This window comes from Pantoea sp. ANP04, from assembly GCF_041982285.1.
Lineage (GTDB): Bacteria > Pseudomonadota > Gammaproteobacteria > Enterobacterales > Enterobacteriaceae > Pantoea > Pantoea eucalypti.
This window is the reverse complement of sequence record NZ_JAUTYS010000017.1, coordinates 83,639-104,766: the sequence shown is the minus strand read 5'-3', so window position 1 is coordinate 104,766 and position 21,128 is coordinate 83,639. Positions and strand designations below refer to the sequence as shown.

The window sequence follows — 21,128 nt, the reverse complement described above, 5'->3', positions numbered from 1 at the left end:
AATCCATCGCGCTTACAAACAGGCTGCCGGAGGCGTGAGCGGGCAATAGTCGATCCAGCCATGCGGCAACGCGGTAATCTGATTGCCCCGTAGCCGGACCCAATGCCAGACCGCCATGCCACTGCCGCTTGCCTCACCTTTAAGCAGACCTTCATCCTTTTCTCCTCGTTGTAAACAGCTGCGCCAGCCCTGGCGATCATCCTGCTGACAGCGGGCCGCCTCACTGGCTGGCCAGTTCAGGGATAAACCCCATTGCAGCGCCGACTGCGCCCGCCAGAAATCCTGCACAAACTGCTGCTCATCGGCCAGCAGTCGCATTCCCTGCTCTGACATCTTTCGGCTGGCGTGCAGCGTAAAACTCCCGATGACCATAATCATTAACACCATGCCCATGGCGCTGCTGCCTCGCTGCTTCACAGGTTCTCTCCCTCAATCCAGCTCTCCACGGTTTCAAGCCAGCGACCAGCCCGACCCTGCAACACTATCCTGACCTGCCTGCCCTGCTGGCTCACGCTGAACTGCTCCACCGTCATAAACGCGGGATCGGAGAGCCGCTCCCAGCCTGCTGACTGACACTGCTCAACACCACGCTGCATCTCAAGCTGCTGTTGTCGCAGGCGATAACCGTAATAGTCACTCTCTGCATGGCTCACCCCTTCCCATTGACCGTTGCTGTTTTCATCCCAGCGCAGCAGCAGGCAATTTTCACTGATTTTCAGTGCCTCCTTGCCACACTCACCGTGACAATAACCCGCACGCCGCACCGACTTTTCCAGCGTTGCCATCATCTGCTGTAACTCCTGACGCAGCTGTGCCCGTTGCAGCACATCCGCGTTCTCTGCCAGCAGCAATGGCAGAAAACGGCCAACGCTGAGCATGATGACGGCGCTGATTGCCATGGCGATCAGCATCTCCAGCAGGCTGAATCCTGCGATTTTCAACGGCATGTTTCCTCATCGATCATGCAGAGGCGAATACGGGCTCTGGCTGAGATAATCAGACGTATGCGTCCGGCGCGATTTCCCAGTTCAATGCTGCCCGCTCTGGCGACATTGCGGCGGCCATAGAAACCCGGTTCACCCCGGATGCCATAGAGCACAACATCCGGGTGTGGCGCGATGAAATGCAGCCGTTTCCCGTGACCGCAACCCGTCACAGGGCGGCTTCCGGCACCGATACACCAGGGCTCGCCAGGCTGTGACCATAGCACCAGGTCGCTATTCTGCCGGTTGGCCTGGGCGCGCAGCCGTAGCAGGAATCCCTGCAGTTGCTGAGCGCTGTCAAGTAGCGCCTGCCGCTGTTGCCAGCGCTGCCAGCCATTCATCGCAGCAAGACTCAGCATGCCAGCAATGACCATCACCAGCAGCAGTTCCGGCAGAGTAAAACCACGTAAGTATGCTGTTTTCATCACCGCAGAGTGCGGGGTACAAAAAGCTGAAACAAGGCGTGTTTTAGCAGACTGGAAAGCGCATTGCAGAGAATATGCCCCATCAGCAGACAGTGGCAAAAAAGAACGAGCGGTGCCGCAGATTTGCCGGTTTGCAGGCAAAAAAAGCCCCGGCGAGGTTGCCAGGGCGTTATTTTCTATCTATCGCAAATCAGACAGCGACAGGGGCTTTGATCGCAGGATGGGGATCGTAGCCTTCAATCTCGAAATCGTCGAACTGATAATCAAACAGTGATGCCGGTTTGCGTTTGATAACAAGTTTTGGCAGCGGACGTGGCTCACGAGTCAGCTGCAGACGCGCCTGTTCCAGATGGTTGCTGTAGAGGTGCGTATCACCGCCGGTCCAGACGAAATCGCCCACCTGCAGATCGCACTGCTGCGCCACCATATGCACCAGCAGCGCATAGCTGGCAATGTTAAACGGCAGGCCCAGGAAGATATCGCACGAGCGCTGATAAAGCTGGCAGGAGAGCTTGCCGTCCGCCACGTAGAACTGGAAGAACGCGTGGCAGGGAGCCAGCGCCATCTCACTGAGTTCACCGACGTTCCACGCAGACACGATAATCCGGCGAGAGTCAGGATCGCGCTTTAGCTGCTCCATCACCTGACTTAACTGGTCAATTTCCTGACCGCTGGCTGTTCCCCAGCTACGCCACTGCTTACCATAGACCGGGCCGAGATCGCCGTTCTCATCCGCCCACTCATCCCAGATTGAGACCTTGTTTTCCCTGAGATAAGCGATGTTGGTGTCACCTTTCAGAAACCACAGCAGCTCATGAATAATGGAGCGGATATGGCATTTTTTGGTGGTGACCAGCGGAAAACCATCCTGCAGATTGAAACGCATCTGGTGGCCAAAAATTGAAAGCGTACCGGTGCCGGTACGGTCAGCTTTTGGTGTGCCTTCGTGCAGCACATGTTGCATTAAATCCAGATACTGTTTCATTTTTCCTCGCGAAATTGTGGCTGCGGGCGACGACGATACGCCCAGATCATCATAATAATACCGGCAACAATCATTGGCACAGAGAGGATCTGTCCCATACTGATTCCGCCTTCAAACAGGCCAAGCTGGGCATCCGGCTGGCGGAAGAACTCAACGATAATACGGAAAGCGCCGTAACCAATCAGGAACAGGCCAGAGACGCTACCCATCGGGCGTGGCTTACGGATAAACAGGTTCAGGATGATGAACAGCACCACGCCTTCCAGCGCCAGTTCATAGAGCTGGGAAGGATGACGCGGCAGTACGCCATAGGTGTTGAGCAGCGCCTGATATTGTGGATTGGTGGCGGCCAGCGCGACATCTTCGCTGCGGGAGCCCGGGAACAGCATAGCGTAACGGAAGCCCGGATCGACACGGCCCCAGAGCTCGCCGTTAATGAAGTTACCGAGACGACCAGCACCCAGACCAAACGGGATCAGCGGCGCAATGAAATCAGCAACCTGGAAGAAATGTCGTTTGGTACGGCGGGCAAAGACCAGCATCACCACAATCACCCCGATCAGGCCACCGTGGAACGACATGCCGCCATCCCAGACTTTAAACAGATAGAGTGGATTTTCCAGAAACAGCGGTAAGTTGTAGAAAAGCACATAGCCGATACGTCCGCCCAGGAATACACCCAGGAAACCTGCATAAAGCAGATTCTCAACTTCCTCTTTTTTCCAGCCGCTGCCAGGCTGATTGGCACGACGTACAGCCAGCCACATGGCGAAAACAAAGCCCACCAGATACATCAGACCGTACCAGTGAAGCGAAACCGGTCCGAGCGAGAAGATCACTGGATCGAACTGCGGAAATGCAATATAGCCGTTATTCATCATTCACCGTCTATTTTTCAACCCTGAAAAGGGGCGTTGTCAGGCACATAAATTAAGGCTGCGCATAATAGCACAGCCGGTTTTCTGAATTGTCTTGCAAATGTAAAGGCGGATAACGCGCAAAGCCTGAGCCGGTGTGGTACTAACGACCACCGCGAATCAGCCCGCCTAATCCACGCCGCTCCATAAAGGCCGAGACCAGATGGCGCACTTCCGTGGCGGTGTCGGCCTTCATCCCCTGCTCGCTGAGCTTCTGCGCTTCTTCGTGATCCAGATGGCGCAGCAGGTATTTAACGCGCGGTACGTTTTTACCGTTCATGCTGAGATGGTGATACCCCAGGCCAACCAGCAGTGCGACACACATCGGATCGCCCGCCATTTCACCACACAGGCACAATTCCAGATTGGCCAGGCGGGCTTCCTGTGCAATCGCATTCAGCGCGCGCAGCATCGCCGGATGCAGCGAGTCATAAAGGTTTGCAACACGGGTGTTATTGCGGTCCACCGCCAGCAGATACTGCGTCAGGTCGTTGGTGCCGACCGAGACAAAATCGACGCGTGACGCCAGATGCGGGATCATAAACAGCATCGAAGGCACTTCGATCATGATCCCGATACGCGGTCTGGGAATCGGGAAGCCCAGCATCTCTTCCACTTCGCGACCGGCGCGATCGATCAGCTCTTTTGCATCATCGATTTCGTCGATATGACTGATCATCGGCAGCAGAATACTGAGGTTGCCAGAGGCGGCGTTGGCGCGCAGCATTGCGCGTACCTGCACCAGGAAGATTTCCGGCTGATCCAGCGTCAGGCGAATGCCGCGCCAGCCCAGGCAGGGATTCTCTTCACTGATCGGCATGTAAGGCAGCTGTTTATCGGCACCCACATCCAGCGTTCGCAGCGTCACTGGCTTGTTGCGAAACAGCTGCAACATGCCCTGATACTGAGCCACCTGCTCCTCTTCCGACGGGAAGCCATTCTGCAGCATAAACGGGATTTCGGTGCGGTAGAGACCGATGCCATCCACCCAGTCGCCCACCGTCTGCTCATGTTCCGGGCTTAAGCCAGCGTTGAGCATCACCTGCACGCGTTCGCCACTTTTCAGCTCACCCGGCTGATCGACCACGCCTTCCGCCATTTTGCTCAGCGCGTTCTCTTCGCTGATCAGCCGCTGATACTCCTGGACCAGCACCGGCTCAGGATCGATCAGCAGTTCACCGCGATAACCGTCGACGATCAGCAGGCGTTTGTTGAGCTGATGAGGCTGGATGTCAGCGCCCATGACTGTCGGGATCCCCATCGCGCGGGTCAGGATCGCCGCATGGGAGTTGGCTGCACCGTCACGCACCACTACGCCCGCCAGCCGCTCCTGCGGCAGCTCAGCTAAGGTCGTGGCGGTCAGCTCATCGGCCACCAGCACAAAGCGTTCCGGCCAGGCATTGGTGCCGACCAGGGTGTCATCGAGGTGGAACAGCAGGCGCTGGCCCAGCACCCGCAGATCGCCTGCACGTTCACGCAGGTAGTTGTCAGTCAGGCTGGCGAACTGTTCAGCAAACTTCTCGATCACCTGTTTCACCGCCCATTCCGCGACCGATCCGCGCTCGATCTCATCGAACAGATCTTTCTTCAGACGGGCATCGGTTAACAGGTGAGAGTAGAGATCGAAAATGGCCGCGCTCTCTTTTTGTGCGCTGGCGCTGAAACGTTTGCTGAAACGGCGAAATTCATTGGTTGCTTCGCTCATGGCGAGCGACAGACGCTCACGTTCACGATGAACATCCAGCGTTGAGGCGGCTGAGACCTGATCAAGCAGTGGCTGCGTCTCATCGACCCAGCCTGGTGCTACCGCCACGCCAGGCGCTGCCGCAATCGCACGCACCCGGGTCTGTCGGAACTGGCCAAACAGTTGGCCCATTTGAGATTGCGACAGCAAAGCCGCCATCTGCGTAGCCAGCGTGACCAGAAATGACTCTTCGCTTTCATCAAACTGACGGTGTTCGCGCTGCTGCACCACCAGCACGCCAAGGAGCTGGCGGCGGCTGATAACAGGCACACCGAGGAAGGAGCGATAGCGCTCCTCTTTCACTGCGGGGATATATTTGAAGCTGGGATGGCTTTGGGCGTCAGCAAGGTTAATCGGTTCGGCCAGACGGCCCACTAAACCGACGATACCCTCGTCAAAAGCCAGCGTTACGGTGCGGCCACGCGGTTTTTTGAGTCCGCGCGTCGCCATCAGGTAATAGCAGCGACGGTCCTGGTCGGCGAGGTAAACGGAACAGACTTCCGTATCCATCGCCAGACAGATTTCATTGACCAGGATGTCGAGTGCTTCATTGAGACGCGGCGCACTCGCCACTTTTTCTACAATTTCACGCAACTGAGTGAGCATAAAGGGCGTGGCCTATCCTCTCTTACGACGATGGGCAGGATTATTTCGCTGCCCCGCACTCTCCTGCATAGACATCACCACGCCAGCGAATTCCTTCATTACCCGACGATAAACATCGCGCTTGAAGGAGACAACCTGACGCACCGGATACCAGAAGCTGACCCAGCGCCAGCCATCAAACTCAGGCGTGCTGCTGCGCTGCACATTGATATCCGCGTCATTACACATTAACTGCAGAAGAAACCACTTTTGTTTCTGGCCGATACATACCGGCTTTGTGTCCCAACGCACCAAACGTTTTGGCAACTTGTAACGTAACCAGTTGCGGGTAGAGGCAAGTATTCGAACATCTTTCCGATGCAATCCGACTTCTTCGAACAGTTCGCGATACATCGCCTGTTCTGCGGTTTCACCGGGATTGATGCCTCCCTGAGGAAATTGCCAGGAGTGCTGTCCAAAGCGCCTGGCCCATAACACTTGTCCCTGCCGGTTACAGATTACGATACCAACATTCGGGCGGTAGCCATCATCATCGATCACCGGACTACCTCAAAGCAAAATTTGAATGGGCTGATTGTTTCACACTCCTTACAGGCGGTAAACCACTGGATTCATGGGGTATCAGACCATCAAATGCGGGATAACTCACAGAAAACGGCAAAGTTATAAACAAACAGCGTGAAAAAGATCAATCTTATTCACTTTTTCTGTGGATAGCTTTGTGCAGAACGCGGGAGTTAACTGAATAACATTTTCACTGCTCGCAGAATGACTCAAAAGAACCAGCAACGCATCCTTATGATAATTAATGAAAATAAATCATTCTGGCTCTCCCTGAGACTTTCATAAACTGCCAATATTCTCGCGACAACTGACAATTGATTAAAAGATAACCACACCCTTTTTTATCCACAGATAATCGCTCAGGGTTAGGTCAGAGCGGCGAAATTATGCTCAGACAAAGAAAAGTCAAGGCTGTAAATGGAACCAGTACCGCACCAATACGGGGGTTATCCCATTTTTCTGTGGATAACCGGGATGGAGATCCTGTTCATTGTTGCGCGTAAGCTGGGATAACAATGCCTGCCTGATGATGGCGCAAGGGTTATCCGTTAAAAAAAGTGCGATCTATCATGTTATTATCGATCCCTGATGCGGTGAATTTTAGTGAAAGGATTTCCTCACCCGCAACTGTACAAATTTTAATCATTGCGAGTTATCAACATGAGTTACCTGCCAGGACCACCTGACGATGAAGCCAGCCTGCTGGCACGTGCGCAGGATTTAGCCGGATTAACACTGGAAACGCTGGCCGCTCGCGCCGGGCTGCCCATGCCTGCGGATCTTAAACGTGATAAAGGCTGGGTCGGCATGCTGCTGGAGTTACATCTTGGTGCCAGCGCGGGCAGCAAAGCGGAACAGGACTTTTCGCATCTGGGTATCGAACTGAAAACCATCCCGATTGATGCGCAGGGAAAACCGCTGGAAACCACCTTTGTCTGCGTCGCCCCGCTGACCGGCAACAGCGGCGTCACCTGGCTCACCAGTCATGTGCGCCATAAACTGGCGCGGGTGTTGTGGATTCCGGTTGAAGGCGGGCGTGAGATTCCGCTGCGGGAACGTCGTGTGGGCGCGCCGCTGTTATGGAGCCCGGATGCAGAAGAAGATGAGATGCTGCGTCAGGACTGGGAAGAGTTGATGGATATGATTGTACTGGGACGCGTTGAGCAGATTACCGCACGACATGGCGCCTGGTTGCAAATCCGCCCGAAAGCCGCCAACAGTAAGGCGCTGACAGAAGGTATTGGCGATCAGGGCCAGCCAATTATGACCTTACCGCGCGGCTTCTACCTTAAAAAAAGCTTCACCGGGCCACTGCTGGCGCGGCATTTTCTCTTATGAATCGCGCCACTCGCGCTGGCTAATCGCAATTTTGTGGGAGTTCGGTGAATTGAATGCGTATAATCGCCGTTTACTTTTCGTTTAGGATTGAATGTCGGTATGTTTGAGTGGATTTCTGATCCCAACGCCTGGCTGGCGCTGGGCACCCTGACCATCCTTGAGGTGGTGCTGGGTATTGATAACATCATTTTCCTGTCGCTGGTGGTCGCTAAACTGCCAAAACACCAGCAAGCCAGCGCACGTCGCATTGGTCTGATGGGCGCGATGCTGATGCGTCTTGGCCTGCTGGCCTCTATTGCGTGGGTTGCCCGTCTGACTAATCCGCTGTTTACGCTGATGGATCATGCGTTTTCAGCGCGCGATCTGATTCTGCTGTTTGGTGGACTGTTCCTGCTGTGGAAATCGAGCATGGAGATCCATGAAACGATCGAAGGCAGTGAAGGCGAACATAACACCCGCGTTCATTCGTTCCTCGGCGCGATTGTACAGATTATGATGCTCGACATTATTTTCAGTCTCGACTCTGTTATCACCGCTATCGGCCTCTCCGATCATCTGTTCATTATGATGGCAGCCGTCGTCATTGCGGTGCTGATGATGATGTTCGCCGCGCGCGCCATTGGTGAGTTTGTTGAACGCCATCCGTCGGTGAAAATGCTGGCCCTCTCCTTCCTGATTCTGGTCGGTTTTACCCTGATTCTGGAGAGTTTTGCGGTCCATGTACCAAAAGGTTACATTTATTTCGCGATGTTCTTCTCGATGGCGGTTGAGTGTCTTAACCTGATGCGCAGTAAGAAAAAGCACGCCTGATAAAGTCAAGGGCGAGCCTGCTCGCCCGGTTACTTTCAGATTTCTGCGATTAACCCTGCCGGCAAAAACATTTATTACTACACTGTTTGCACGTGACCATTTGTGAGGATAAGGCGTGATGAAAGGGTTGGCAGGAGTAGCACTGGTGATGGTAACCGCAGCATTCTTAAGTGGATGCAGTTCTGATTATGTCATGGCGACTAAAGATGGTCGTATGATTATGACCGAAGGTAAGCCAAGCATTGATAAAGAGACCGGTCTGGTTGAGTACACGGATCAGACGGGTCACATGGTGCAGATTAACAGCGATGAGGTTTCAACAATCATTGAACGTTAAGTGCCCTGTTTAATCGCCTGCCAACAATTCCCCGCTGGCAGGCGATTTCCCCGACTTTTCCCCCTTCCTTCCCCGCCATTGCTCGCGCTATAGTCCCTGAGAACACAACATTCCATTCCATAAAGAAAAGGAAGCTGGCAATGCACTATCATCGTATTCCTCACAGCACGCTGGAAGTGAGTCAGCTGGGATTGGGTACCATGACGTTTGGCGAACAGAACAGCGAAGCCGACGCCCATGCTCAACTGGATTTAGCACTCCGTTCCGGCATCAACTTTATTGATACTGCCGAGATGTATCCGGTGCCACCGCGCCCGGAAACCCAGGGTCTGACCGAACAATATATTGGCAGCTGGCTCAAACAGCGCGGCAGCCGCGACAAAATCATTCTGGCCAGTAAAGTCGCCGGACCGTCGCGCGGCAATGATGCGTCCATTCGCCCGGATATGGCGCTGGACCGTAAAAATATCCGTGCCGCGCTTGATGCCAGTCTGAAGCGCCTGAATACCGACTACCTTGATCTTTACCAGCTGCACTGGCCTCAGCGTCAGACCAACTTTTTTGGCAAGCTTGGCTATCAGTACAGCGAAACCACCGCACAGGTCACACTGCTGGAGACGCTGGAAGCGCTGGCCGAACAGGTGCGCGCCGGTAAGATTCGTTATATTGGCGTGTCGAATGAAACGGCATGGGGCGTGATGCGTTATCTGCAACTGGCAGAGAAGCATGAGCTGCCGCGCATTGTCAGCATTCAGAACCCCTACAGCCTGCTGAACCGCAGCTTTGAAGTGGGTCTGGCCGAAATCAGCCAGCATGAAGGCGTGGAGCTGCTGGCCTATTCCAGCCTGGCGTTTGGTACGCTAAGTGGCAAATACCTGAATGGCGCGCAGCCTGCGGGCGCACGTAACACGTTGTTCAGCCGCTTTACCCGCTACAGCGGCGAGCAATCACAGCAGGCCGTTGCAGAATATGTGGCGTTAGCGCAACAGCATCAGATTGACCCATCGCAGATGGCTTTAGCCTATGTGCGTCAGCAGCCGTTTGTGGCCAGCACACTGCTTGGTGCCACCACGCTTGAACAGCTGCAGATTAATATCGACAGTTTCAATCTGACCTTAAATGCCGAGATTCTGGAAGGCATTGAGGCGATTCATCGTCGCTATACCTATCCGGCGCCATAAGTTCGCTGATGCCAGCTGCCGCCCTGGCGGCTGGCCTCTTTTACAGATCGCGATAATAGAGTTTTACTGGTTTATCCGGATACTCCAGCGCCTCTCCCTGGGGCAGCCAGCCAGACCGTTCGTAGTAGCCCCCAAACGTTGACCATAACCACAACCGTGAATAGCCCCGTGCCTGTGCATAAGCAATGACATGCTGCTGCAGCGCCTCACTGACACCTTTGCCGCGCGAAGAATCATCAACATACAGCGCCGCCAGCCACGGGAAAAGATCCTGACGGCTGATCAGGTCGCAGCGCCAGAATCCTACAGTGCCGACCGCCCTGCCCGCCTCCAGAGCGACAAAGGTTACGGGGAAGTCAGCACCGTTCAGGCTGCTGTTCACCACACTGGCAAAGAACGCGTGGCTACTGGCTTCACCAAATGCGCGCCACTGCCAGTCAATAATCTGATCGGCAAACTGTGGGGCATCACTGAGCGAGACAATCTCAATCACATCAGTTTCCCCTGAAAGATCGGGACTGAATCAAACAGGTAGCCATCAAAATCAGGCGCATCGGCGTCGGAAAGCTCCAGCAGCGTATTTTTGACATTCTCAAGGTGCTGCCAGGTCGACTGCCAGGCCCCCATCACATCGCGCCGACGCAGAGCAGCCAGGATAGTCTGGTGATCGCCGAGCCACTTCAGGCGATAGGCGCGGGTTTCAAACTGCGGGCGCAGCTGCTGCCAGAGCGGGCTGCTGTCGTGATGCCGCCAGATACTGGTAACGGTATCGAGCAGCATCTGATTCTGACTCGCACCCGCCAGCAGCAGATGAAACAATTTGTCGTTGTCCTGACTGCTGTCGTTGGCGGCGATGGCACGTTGCTCCTGTTCCAGCGTACGTCGCAGATTTTCAATGTCCGCTTTAGTCGCCATTTTTGCGGCAAAGGCGGCAATATTGCTCTCCAGCAACTGACGCGCCTGTAGCATTTCAAACGGGCCTACGTCGCTGCGGAAAAAGGCCTCTTCTTCATCATCACTGGCGGAAGGAATACGCATTACATAGACGCCGGAGCTCTGACGGATATCCACAGTACCTTCCAGCTCAAGCATCAATAATGCCTCGCGCACGATGGTCCGGCTGACGCCCCAGGTTTCAGCCAGCTGACGTTCAGGCGGCAGGCGCGATCCCACCGGATAGTGTCCGTCACTGATCTGCTGACGCAGGTGCTGACCAATTTCCTGGTACTGCTTTTTTTCTTGCGGCGCTTCGGCTTTGTCCACACTTTTACCCTTTGCAATCAACGCGCTAACGGCATTGCCGCCGTTCCCTGCGCGACAATGCCCGCGAACCGGAGAGGCTGGCTCGCAAACTGGGGCTCAGTGTATCAAAGCCAGCGCCTGATCGAGTACCTTTGCACCATTCAGCGTGCCGTAAGCAACCGTATCGATTACCGCGATAGGCAACTGATAGCTGTCAGTGAGTTTTCTGTTCTCCTCCAGTTTGAAGCGCACCTGAGGCCCGAGCAGCACCACCGCCACCTCGCTGCCGTAGTTTTGCAGCTCTTCACGCAGGTTTTGCTCCGGAATAGCGTAGATCTGAAATGCCAGTCCGCGAGCGGCGACCTCTTTTTCCATCCGCGTGACCACCATTGAGGTCGACATGCCCGCAGCACAGGCCAGAACAATTCGTTTCATGCTCGTTTCCTCGCGTTATTTCGGCTCATCATCAAGCCACAGGGTAAATTGCTGCGTGTCACGCAGCGTACGGAACCAATGGGCAGATTTCTTCATACGGCGCTGACGGTGCTTATCTAAGTCGATTTCGATCAGACCATAGCGGTTTTTAAAGGCATTCATTGGTGAGACGTTGTCGGTAAACGCCCACAGCATGTAGCCCTGACAGTTAATGCCCGCCTGGCTGGCGCGTATCGCCTGATGCAGGTGTTCGCTGATAAACGCGATACGGTAATCGTCCTGAATTTCCCCACCGGCATCTTTGAATTGGGTTTCGTTCTCAATGCCCATACCGCTTTCCGCCACAAACCACGGGATATTGCCGTACTCATCGCGCATTCGTTGTGCCATATCCCAGATAATTTCAGGCTGAATTTCCCAGCCGCGCGAACGATTCATCCGCCGCCCAGGCAGTTCAAAGTGTTCGTAATACCAGGCAGGATGAAAGGGTGTCTCGGGATGCCAGGCGCGGGACGGCGCCTTCACGCGATGGGGATAGTAGAGATTAAGGCCGACCTCATCGACGGTATTGGCAGCAATAATCGCCAGCTCTTCCGGCGTGGTTTCCCACTCAATCTGATGCTTATCAAGCAGCGCCAGCAGCTCCGCCGGATACGCGCCTTTAATCGCGGGGTCGAGAAACACCCGGTTGTAGAACAGGTCATAAATATGCGCCGCCTTCTGGTCGTGCGGGGCGGATGATCGCGGATAGGTGACCTCCGGGTTAAGAATGGTACCAATGCGACCGGCATAGCCACGCTTGCGGAAAAGTCGCACTGCCCGGGCAGTCGCGAGATTTTTATGGTGGTTCCACTGCATCCATTTATGCGTGTTCTGCTCATAAGGCCAGCGCAGCGCGTCGAGATAAACGCGGGTCTGCACCACAATGGGCTCATTAAACACAAACCAGCGTGTGACCCGACCGGCATAACGTTTAAAAACCTGTTCGACATAACGAATAAACAGTTCAACCACATGCTTTGACTGCCAGCCTCCATATTGCTCAAGCAGCAAGGCTGGCAGCTCGTAATGCTCCAGACAGAGCATCAGTTCAATGCCCTGGCGCTGCATTTCATCAATCAGCCGATCATAGTAAGCCGCGTATTCCTCATCGACCGTGGCGGTTTCGTAATCGATCAGGAAACGCGACCAGTTGATCGAAGTGCGATAGTGGGTCAGCCCGCTGGCCTTCATTAGTGCCACATCCTCACCAAAGCGGTTGATAAAGTCGGTGGCAACCGCCGGGCCATAGCCGTTGTGCCAGACGTGACGATCCTGCTGATACCAGGCGTCAGGCCAGGAGTCCTGCCCCGGTTTTTTTCCGCTCCAGCCTTCCGTCTGCCAGGCGGAGGCAGCAGCCCCCAGAATGAAATTCTCAGGTATGTGGACAGTCTGACGACTCATAACACCTCCGTTCGGTTGGGGTTCAGCTCAGGTTGCAGGCTCTTTGCTTCCGCTGCATCCGCGCGGCGGGCTGCGACTTTCACAAAGGGCAGATAGATGAGTACTGACACCAGAATGCAGACGATCTGCGTCACTACCGCACCCATCGATCCGGCCGTTGAAAGCCAGGCATTGATAATCGGAGGCGTGGTCCAGGGCACCATCACCACGGCTTTCCCGGCAAAGCCCATCACCGTCGCGAAGTAGCCAATAGAACCTGTCACCAGCGGTGTGATGATGAAAGGGATAGCCAGAATCGGGTTAAGCATAATCGGCATACCAAATATAACCGGTTCGTTGATATTGAAAATGCCTGGGCCGAACGACAGTTTGGCAATTTCACGCATCTCTTTGCGTCGCGTCGCCAGCATTACGGCAGTGAGTAGCCCGATGGTCAGGCCGGAGCCGCCGATGCTCATATAGACATCCCAGAACGGCATGGTGATGATGTTCGGTGCCTCTTTTCCCTGCTCAAAAGCGGTCATGTTGACCAGAATTGCGCCCAGCAACAGTGGCTCACGAATCGGTTTCACCATCTGGTTGCCGTGAATACCAATCACCCAGAACAGCTGGGCAACGAACATCAGAATCAGAATGCCCCACAGACTCTGCACCACCGACTCCAGCGGCTGCTGCACCACCTGGTATACCGCGTCGTAAAGGTACATGCCGGTGACGCGATGGAAGACAAAGCCAAAGGTCGCTATCAGCGTCACGGTGATAATTGAGGGGATAAGCGCGGAGAATGAGGCGGCCACATTGGGCGGCACAGTGTCGGGCATTTTGATTTTCAGCCGCTCAACCTGTTCAAGGCGGCAGTAGATCTCTACCGACAGAATGGCGATAAACATGCCGAGAAACAGGCTCTTGGTATCGGAGAATTGTTTGGCCAGCACATCGGTGACCAGATGCATCTGCCCATCGACCATCATCTGTAAGGTGGTCGGCGTCACCGATATAAAGCAGATGATTGCCAGCAGACCGGGAAACAGCGTTTTTATACCGTTGATGCGCCCAAGCTCAATACCAATCAGGAACACCGCACCAATGTTAAGAAAGCTGAGCGTGGCGTAATTGATACTGCTGGTGATGGGCTTGAGGTCAGCTAAGAAAGCCAGAGCGGCAAAGCTGGCAAGGCCATTTTTGCTGTCCAGCACCATGTTAGAAATCAATACCGAGAAGGCGCCAACAATGATTACCGGCATCAGGGTAATGAACGAGGCTTTAATCGCCATGATGTAGCGATAACTGTTAAAGCGGGTGGCGAAGCTGCCCAGGGAATCGATAAGGCGGTCCTGTAAAGACATGATCAACCCTCAGAGATGTAAGATCGGTAGTCCTGTAATCATCATGATCTTCCTTGTTAGTGGCATACCAAAATGACGAATATCATCAGTTTTTTCTGTGACGAACTTCCCGGAAACGTTTTTTGGCATTCCGGTATGATTAAATTTGCCAATTTGGCATGCCAATAGCGGAGGCGTTATGGATTACGAACAGACTATGATGGAATTACTGATCAATGCGGGAGAAGCACGCTCGTCGGCGATGATGGCGATTCAGTGCGCGCGCAAACGCGACTGGGCAGGGGCTGATGCGGGGCTGGCAGCCTCCGATACTGCGGCAAAAGCGGCACATAAAATTCAGACCGCGTTGATTGGCGCAGACGAGGGAAGCGGAAAATTGCCGGTCACGCTGATTCTGGTACATGCGCAGGATCATCTGATGAATGCCATGCTGTGTCGCGAGCTGGCAGAGGAATTGATCATGCTGCGAAAAGAGATCTATAGCTGACAGGCGGCGGCCTCGCCGCCCGAGTGAGGTGATTAGCTGATTTCCAGCGCCAGTAATGACTCAATCGTCTGCGCGCGGCGGATTTCGCGCGGCTGGCCCTGCTCAAACAGCACTTCCGGGATCAGCGGACGGCTGTTGTAGTTAGAAGACATGGATGCGCCGTAAGCACCGGTGTCGTGGAACACCAGATAATCGCCCACTTTCGCCGCCGGAATCGCGCGCGGTTCGACCATGCCGCCCTCCAGCTGGGTAAAGACATCACCCGATTCGCACAGCGGACCTGCAACCACCGTGTCGATCGTCTGCTGCTCATCAATCGCCCGCCCATCGCCCGCCATCAGCGAGATATGGTGATAGCTGCCATACATTGACGGGCGCATCAGATCATTGAAGCCGGCATCGACCAGCACGAAGTGACGGCTGCCCATCGACTTCACCGCCCGAACCTGCGACACCAGCACGCCCGCTTCGGCCACCAGGAAACGGCCCGGTTCGATCTCCAGTTTGACCGCGTGCCCCAGATGCTGAGCAATGCGCTGCCGGGCTGCATCCCACAGGCCGAAATAGTGCCCGGTATCGATCGCCTCTTCGCCGTAGCGATAAGGAATAGAAAGTCCACCGCCCGCAGAGATCGCCGTCAGATCCTGACCCGATGCCATTACCAGTTCCACCATCGCATCACAGACGTGTTGCAGATGCGCATAATCGACGCCTGAGCCGATATGCATGTGAATGCCCACCAGGTTCAGGCCGTGCTGTTTAATGGCCGCCAGCGCCTCGGCTAAGTCACCGTGCCAGATACCGTGCTTGCTGTTTTCGCCACCAGTATTGGTTTTCTGACTGTGGCCGTGACCAAAACCAGGGTTGACGCGTAGCCATACCGCGTGTCCCGGTGACACCGCACCGAGTTGATGCAGCATATCGATCGAACCGGCATTCACCGGCACCTTTAACGCAGTCACCCGCTCAAGTGTCGGTTGATCGAACAGATCAGCGGTAAAGACGATCTCATCACCACCAGGCTGATAACCGGCGGCCAGCGCACGTTCGATCTCACCCAGCGATACCGAGTCCACTTTCACGCCCGCCGCGCGCATCAGGCGCAGGATATGCGTATTCGAGCAGGCTTTCTGCGCAAAGCGCACCACATCAAAAGCCTGCAGCTGAGCAATACGCGCCTGAATAATCTGCGCATCATAGGCCCAGAACGGTCCACTATAACGACGTGCCAGTGGCAGCAGGTTAGTGGCGTTGAGTGCGGTTTCGGTATTCTGTAAGGAACGTGGCATAACAATTCTCCTGTGGCGTTAACCGCATTAAACCAGATTCGTGTCATAGCGAAAAATATCTGTTTTAATAGCATCTATGCAGAATTGATATGGATAAACGGCGTGGCAAACATTAACTGGCGGCATATCGAAATTTTTCATGCGGTGATGACCAGCGGCAATCTGACGCAGGCCGCCACGCTGCTGCACACCTCACAGCCTACCGTGAGCCGGGAGCTGGCACGTCTGGAGCAGCAACTGGGATTAGAGCTGTTCGGGCGGGTACGCGGTCGCCTGCAGCCGACGGTGCAGGGATTGCGTCTGTTTGAAGAGGTTCAGCGCTCCTGGTATGGCCTGGACCGCATCATGGAAGCGGCAGAAGGCCTGCGCCAGTTTCGTCAGGGCGAGCTGTCGATCGCCTGTCTGCCCGTTTTTTCGCAGTCGCTGCTGCCCCCGCTGTGTCAGCCCTTTTTACAGCGCTACCCGGATGTGAGCCTGAATGTGATTCCTCAGGATTCACCGCTGCTGGAGGAGTGGCTGTCAGCACAGCGCTACGACATCGGCTTAACCGAGACCCAGCACGCGCCGGCCGGAACTGACCGCCTTGCCCTGCTGACCTGCGATGAAGTATGCGTGTTGCCGCAGCATCACCCCTTAAGTCAGCGTGAGGTGCTGACACCGAACGATTTTGCGGGCGAAAAGTATGTGAGCCTGTCGCGCAGCGACAGCTATCGTCAGCTGCTGGATGCGCTGTTTCAGGAGCAGGGAGTGGAACGGCGGCTGGTGATGGAGACACACAGCGCCGCTTCGGTATGCGCAATGGTCAGGGCGGGCGTGGGGATTTCGATTGTGAATCCGCTGACGGCGCTGGATTACGCCGACAGCGGTGTGGTGATGCGTAAGTTCAGCGTGGCAGTTCCGTTTACCGTCAGCCTGGTGAGACCGCAGCACCGCCCTGCGTCGGCGCTGGTGGATGCCTTTGTCAGCCATCTGCAGCAACAGGTGGCTGACTTTCCGGCACGCATCGCCGCCCGTCTGGCTTAAGCGCGAACCCTGGCGGTCGTATGGCCCGACTTACGAAAGGTAATCAGACAGACCAGCAGACCGATGGCGGCCAGCGCAGCCGCAGCAACCGGCACCGCCGTCAGGCCGAATCCCCGGCCAATCACTGCGCCACCGACCCAGGCACCCAGCGCATTACCGACGTTAAACGCCGAAATGTTAAGGGTTGAGACCAGGTTCGGTGCTTCTTTGCCGTGACGCACTACGTTAATCTGCAGACCCGGCACCGTGGCAAAGGTTGCCATCGCCCAGAGGAACAGGGTGATCTCTGCCAGCCACAGCGCATGGCTGGTCCAGCTGAACAGCAGCGAGAAGATGGCAATCAGTGAGAAGCTGAGGATCAGGCTGAAGGAGACTTTCCAGTCAGCCAGTTTTCCACCAAGGATGTTACCGACCGTCAGGCCCGCACCTATCAGGAACAGCGTCCAGCTGACGCCGCGGTCGCTGATGCCCGTCACCTCTAACAATAGCGGCGCAATGTAGCTGAACAGTGCAAACATCGCCGCCGCAAAGCACACCGTCATCAGCAGCGACAGCCACAGTTTGCCGTTGGCCAGTGCGCCAATTTCACTCGCCAGATGAACCGGTTTTTCCTGTTTGTTGTTGGGCAGACTGACGATCAGGGCGATAAATGCCAGCACGCCGATCACCGCCACGCCCCAGAATGTCGCTCGCCAGCCAAACATCTGTCCGAAACTGGTTCCCAGCGGCACGCCCAGCACGTTAGCTAAGGTCAGCCCTGTAAACATCAGTGCCACAGCCGAAGCCTGACGCCCGGCAGGCACCAGACTGGCGGCGACAACCGCGCCAATCCCGAAGAAGGCACCATGACAGAGTGCGGTAACGATTCTGGCCAGCATCAGCAGGTTGTAGTTGTAAGCCAGCGCACACAGCAGGTTGCCGACAATAAAGATCACCATCAGCAGAATCAGCGTTTTTTTACGCGGTAGTCTGGCGGTCAGCAACGCCATTATCGGCGCACCAATTGCTACCCCCAGCGCATAGCCGCTGATTAGCCAGCCCGCCGACGGAATCGACACCTGAAGGTCACGCGCCACCTCCGGCAGCAATCCCATAATGACAAACTCGGTGGTTCCGATGGCAAACGCACTTAACGCCAGCGCCATTAATGCTACAGGCATAACACTCTCCCGGTTTCATTTGCAGGTGAACCGCGCGGACACGCAGCCCCTCGACGCTTATTAATTTTGATCTGCGTCACAGTGAGTATTACAGCATAGCGCTGGTGCACGACATAGCCTGTATGCAGCAAAGGATTATTGCTGAGGCCGCAATAATCGTGTCGCTGTGCCTGTCGCAACTTTCTTTCTCTGCCTGCGGACCCTACCTGAAAGACCCTCGCGAACCCGGGTCAGGTTGTCATTCTCCGTGAACCGATTACGCTTTTTAGTGCGTATTTAATTAATAAATCCTTAACGTTGCCGATATATCCCTAATGAATTGCCAGGTGATGTAATCAACTGCTGACGCAGGGAGAGAGAATGCAACGACTCATAGCCTTAATGGTTTTAGGCTTAACCGGCTGCTCGGTGGGGCATTATGAGTACAGTAAAGAAGCGGAAAAACGCGTTGATATGACCGTGACCGGCATTCCTACCGTGCTGGGGTTAGGCACGCTGGGTACTACCATCCCGCTGACGCCGGAGTACAGCCTGACCGCTGCGCACGTGGCGAAGTTCTCTCTTTACCGGGTTAAAGCCTGGCATCCGCAATGCGATCTGGCCGTGGTCTACCATAAAAACAGCGAAATGAATCTGCCACCCAGCTTTCGCAACAGCCATATTGGCGACCAGGTGAATCTCTATGGCTACAGTTTTATTTCGGCCATGCCGGTCAGCTCCAGCGGACAGAACCTGATTAATACCACGCTGGCGAACAGCTGGAATAAGCCGGACTGTGTTGTAGTCGCGGCGAATGCGGGTGTGGTGAAAGGGATGTCAGGCGGTGCGGTTTATAACGCCTCTGATGATACGCTGGCGGGTGTGATTATTGGCTACAGCAATAACATCAATGACAATGTCAGCGGTAAGACACTCTATAAAAACGTTGCGCTCTATGTGCCCTATTCCCGCTTTCAGAGCTGGTTGAATCAGGCGATTAAGTCCTGATGTTTGCTGAATGGACAGTGGTAAAAAAGGCCGGAACTTCCGGCCTTTTTCGTGCTGACAACGCCGAATCAGAGTGCATCTGACAGCAACGGATAAAGTAAGCGCGCAGGGAAGACGGTCAGATCGGAAAGACGCAAAAGCCGTCATCCATGACCGCTCGGCCCGCGCCATCCCTGGCGCGGGACGCTTTCCTTTTCTGACCGTATTCCCTGAGCAGGCTCGATCTCATAGCGAACCGGGCCATACTCTTTCAGCAGACATAAAAAAGGCCGGTATACCCGGCCTTTTCTGAGAACAGTCAGACTTACTTGCTACCTGGACGCAGTGCCGGGAACAGAATCACATCGCGGATCGTGTGGCTGTTAGTAAACAGCATCACCATACGGTCAATCCCGATACCCAGACCGGCGGTTGGCGGCAGGCCATGTTCCAGCGCGGTAACATAGTCTTCGTCGTAGAACATCGCTTCGTCGTCACCGGCATCTTTGGCATTCACCTGCTGCAGGAAACGCTCAGCCTGATCTTCCGCATCATTAAGCTCGGAGAAGCCGTTACCGATTTCACGACCGCCAATGAAGAACTCAAAGCGATCGGTGATTTCCGGGTTCTCGTCGTTACGACGGGCGAGTGGCGAGACTTCAGCCGGATATTCAGTGATGAAGGTTGGCTGAATCAGATGCGCTTCAGCCGTCTCTTCGAAGATCTCGGTCACGACGCGGCCCAGACCCCAGCTCTTCTCCACTTTGATATGCAGGGATTGTGCAATCGCCACCGCTTTATCAAAGTCTTCCAGATCGGCCAGATCCGTTTCCGGACGGTATTTCTTGATCGCTTCACGCATGGTCAGTTTTTCAAACGGCTTGCCGAAATCAAACTCCTGCTCGCCGTAAGGCACGACCGTGCTGCCTAACACATCCTGCGCCAGAGTACGGAACAGGCTTTCGGTCAGTTCGATCAGATCTTTGTAATCCGCATAGGCCATATAGAGTTCCATCATGGTGAACTCTGGGTTATGACGTGGCGAAATACCTTCGTTACGGAAGTTACGGTTGATCTCGAACACGCGGTCGAAGCCACCCACCACCAGACGCTTCAGGTAAAGCTCTGGTGCAATGCGCAGATACATGTCGATATCCAGCGCATTGTGATGGGTGATGAACGGACGCGCGGACGCGCCGCCCGGGATCACCTGCATCATCGGGGTTTCCACTTCCATAAAGTCGCGGCCTACCATGAACTGGCGAATGCCGGCCATGATCTGCGAACGAATTTTGAAGGTGTTGCGTGACTCTTCGTTGGCGATCAGATCAAGGTAACGCTGACGGTAACGGGTTTCCTGATCGGCCAGGCCGTGGAATTTGTCCGGCAGCGGGCGCAGGGCTTTGGTCAGCAGGCGCAGTTCTGAACAGTGAATCGACAGTTCGCCGGTCTTGGTTCTGAACAGTTTGCCACGCGCACCCAGGATATCGCCGAGGTCCCATTTCTTGAACTGCTCGTTGTAGATGCCTTCAGCCAGATCGTCACGAGAGACGTAAAGCTGAATCCGGCCGCCCACATCCTGCAGAGTAACGAAAGAGGCTTTACCCATGATACGGCGGGTCATCATGCGTCCGGCGACGCTGACTTCGATATCCAGCGCTTCCAGCTCTTCATTGCTCTTCTCGCCATAGCTTTCCAGCAGCTGGTTTGAAAGGCTGTCACGACGGAAGTCGTTGGGAAACGCCAGACCGTTGGCACGCAGCGCACTCAGCTTTTCGCGGCGCGTTTTCAGTTCGTTATTTAACTCAACGGCGGCATCAGCGCTCTGCGGTTGTTGTTCAGACATG

At 55.0% G+C, this 21,128-nt stretch carries 22 protein-coding genes; 7 read left to right on the top strand and 15 right to left on the bottom strand.

Annotation, left to right across the window (positions count from 1 at the left end; genetic code table 11):
• Positions 1–12: 12 nt before the first annotated feature.
• From Q7C21_RS19985 to rppH, 7 genes are all read right to left on the bottom strand, one after another.
• Entirely contained in the window at positions 13–417 is a 405-nt protein-coding gene (locus Q7C21_RS19985) for a DUF2509 family protein (protein ID WP_192378116.1), read from the bottom strand.
• Positions 414–947, bottom strand: coding sequence for a prepilin peptidase-dependent protein (locus Q7C21_RS19980; protein ID WP_192378115.1), 534 nt, complete (start codon positions 945–947; stop codon positions 414–416). The genes Q7C21_RS19985 and Q7C21_RS19980 overlap by 4 nt, the downstream gene beginning before the upstream one ends.
• A complete protein-coding gene (locus Q7C21_RS19975; protein ID WP_003853948.1) occupies positions 938–1,408 on the bottom strand; it encodes a prepilin-type N-terminal cleavage/methylation domain-containing protein in 471 nt (156 codons plus the stop codon). The genes Q7C21_RS19980 and Q7C21_RS19975 overlap by 10 nt, the downstream gene beginning before the upstream one ends.
• Before the next feature lie 190 nt (positions 1,409–1,598).
• Positions 1,599–2,393 (bottom strand): thymidylate synthase, encoded by a 795-nt coding sequence (gene thyA, locus Q7C21_RS19970; RefSeq protein WP_008925655.1) that lies wholly within the window; start codon positions 2,391–2,393, stop codon positions 1,599–1,601.
• Positions 2,390–3,271: a prolipoprotein diacylglyceryl transferase gene (lgt, locus tag Q7C21_RS19965; RefSeq protein WP_003853950.1), complete on the bottom strand. Its 882-nt coding sequence runs from the start codon at positions 3,269–3,271 to the stop codon at positions 2,390–2,392. The genes thyA and lgt overlap by 4 nt, the downstream gene beginning before the upstream one ends.
• Before the next feature lie 142 nt (positions 3,272–3,413).
• Entirely contained in the window at positions 3,414–5,660 is a 2,247-nt protein-coding gene (gene ptsP, locus Q7C21_RS19960) for a phosphoenolpyruvate--protein phosphotransferase (protein WP_003853951.1), read from the bottom strand.
• A 12-nt stretch (positions 5,661–5,672) separates the two neighbouring features.
• Positions 5,673–6,200, bottom strand: a complete 528-nt coding sequence (gene rppH / locus Q7C21_RS19955; protein ID WP_003853952.1) for an RNA pyrophosphohydrolase — start codon at positions 6,198–6,200, stop codon at positions 5,673–5,675.
• A gap of 684 nt (positions 6,201–6,884) precedes the next feature.
• Here rppH and mutH point away from each other — a divergent pair.
• From mutH to Q7C21_RS19935, 4 genes are all read left to right on the top strand, one after another.
• Positions 6,885–7,562, top strand: a complete 678-nt coding sequence (gene mutH, locus Q7C21_RS19950; protein ID WP_312544327.1) for a DNA mismatch repair endonuclease MutH — start codon at positions 6,885–6,887, stop codon at positions 7,560–7,562.
• A gap of 99 nt (positions 7,563–7,661) precedes the next feature.
• A complete protein-coding gene (locus Q7C21_RS19945) occupies positions 7,662–8,372 on the top strand; it encodes a TerC family protein (RefSeq protein WP_003853954.1) in 711 nt (236 codons plus the stop codon).
• Positions 8,373–8,490: 118 nt separating this feature from the next.
• Positions 8,491–8,709, top strand: a complete 219-nt coding sequence (locus Q7C21_RS19940; RefSeq protein WP_003853956.1) for a YgdI/YgdR family lipoprotein — start codon at positions 8,491–8,493, stop codon at positions 8,707–8,709.
• Positions 8,710–8,849: 140 nt separating this feature from the next.
• The gene (locus Q7C21_RS19935) at positions 8,850–9,890 is read left to right on the top strand and encodes an NADP(H)-dependent aldo-keto reductase (protein ID WP_003853957.1); all 1,041 of its coding nucleotides are present in this window, start codon (positions 8,850–8,852) and stop codon (positions 9,888–9,890) included.
• 40 nt (positions 9,891–9,930) lie between these two features.
• Here Q7C21_RS19935 and Q7C21_RS19930 read toward each other — a convergent pair whose 3' ends face one another.
• From Q7C21_RS19930 to Q7C21_RS19910, 5 genes are all read right to left on the bottom strand, one after another.
• Positions 9,931–10,383 carry a GNAT family N-acetyltransferase gene (locus Q7C21_RS19930; protein ID WP_375151050.1) on the bottom strand — a complete coding sequence of 151 codons (453 nt, stop codon included), beginning with the start codon at positions 10,381–10,383 and terminating at the stop codon, positions 9,931–9,933.
• Positions 10,380–11,153 (bottom strand): FCD domain-containing protein, encoded by a 774-nt coding sequence (locus Q7C21_RS19925; protein WP_003853961.1) that lies wholly within the window; start codon positions 11,151–11,153, stop codon positions 10,380–10,382. The genes Q7C21_RS19930 and Q7C21_RS19925 overlap by 4 nt, the downstream gene beginning before the upstream one ends.
• Before the next feature lie 96 nt (positions 11,154–11,249).
• Complete coding sequence (locus Q7C21_RS19920) at positions 11,250–11,567, bottom strand: PTS sugar transporter subunit IIB (protein ID WP_003853964.1); 318 nt, start codon at positions 11,565–11,567, stop codon at positions 11,250–11,252.
• 15 nt (positions 11,568–11,582) lie between these two features.
• A complete protein-coding gene (locus tag Q7C21_RS19915; RefSeq protein WP_375151049.1) occupies positions 11,583–13,010 on the bottom strand; it encodes a glycoside hydrolase family 1 protein in 1,428 nt (475 codons plus the stop codon).
• Positions 13,007–14,356, bottom strand: coding sequence for a PTS sugar transporter subunit IIC (locus Q7C21_RS19910; RefSeq protein WP_375151048.1), 1,350 nt, complete (start codon positions 14,354–14,356; stop codon positions 13,007–13,009). The genes Q7C21_RS19915 and Q7C21_RS19910 overlap by 4 nt, the downstream gene beginning before the upstream one ends.
• A 178-nt stretch (positions 14,357–14,534) precedes the next feature.
• On the opposite strand from Q7C21_RS19910, the gene Q7C21_RS19905 reads away from it, so the two are divergent.
• The gene (locus tag Q7C21_RS19905) at positions 14,535–14,843 is read left to right on the top strand and encodes a PTS lactose/cellobiose transporter subunit IIA (RefSeq protein WP_003853971.1); all 309 of its coding nucleotides are present in this window, start codon (positions 14,535–14,537) and stop codon (positions 14,841–14,843) included.
• A 32-nt stretch (positions 14,844–14,875) separates the two neighbouring features.
• Here Q7C21_RS19905 and lysA read toward each other — a convergent pair whose 3' ends face one another.
• Positions 14,876–16,132, bottom strand: a complete 1,257-nt coding sequence (gene lysA, locus Q7C21_RS19900; RefSeq protein ID WP_039660748.1) for a diaminopimelate decarboxylase — start codon at positions 16,130–16,132, stop codon at positions 14,876–14,878.
• Positions 16,133–16,234: 102 nt separating this feature from the next.
• On the opposite strand from lysA, the gene Q7C21_RS19895 reads away from it, so the two are divergent.
• Entirely contained in the window at positions 16,235–17,155 is a 921-nt protein-coding gene (locus Q7C21_RS19895) for a LysR family transcriptional regulator (protein WP_154926798.1), read from the top strand.
• Here the strand turns inward: Q7C21_RS19895 and Q7C21_RS19890 are convergent.
• Positions 17,152–18,315: an MFS transporter gene (locus Q7C21_RS19890; protein WP_003853977.1), complete on the bottom strand. Its 1,164-nt coding sequence runs from the start codon at positions 18,313–18,315 to the stop codon at positions 17,152–17,154. The genes Q7C21_RS19895 and Q7C21_RS19890 overlap by 4 nt on opposite strands.
• A gap of 360 nt (positions 18,316–18,675) precedes the next feature.
• On the opposite strand from Q7C21_RS19890, the gene Q7C21_RS19885 reads away from it, so the two are divergent.
• Positions 18,676–19,302, top strand: a complete 627-nt coding sequence (locus tag Q7C21_RS19885) for a serine protease (protein ID WP_105099879.1) — start codon at positions 18,676–18,678, stop codon at positions 19,300–19,302.
• Positions 19,303–19,606: 304 nt separating this feature from the next.
• Here Q7C21_RS19885 and lysS read toward each other — a convergent pair whose 3' ends face one another.
• Positions 19,607–21,127 (bottom strand): lysine--tRNA ligase, encoded by a 1,521-nt coding sequence (gene lysS / locus Q7C21_RS19880; RefSeq protein WP_003852896.1) that lies wholly within the window; start codon positions 21,125–21,127, stop codon positions 19,607–19,609.
• Between the last annotated feature and the right edge of the window lies 1 nt (position 21,128).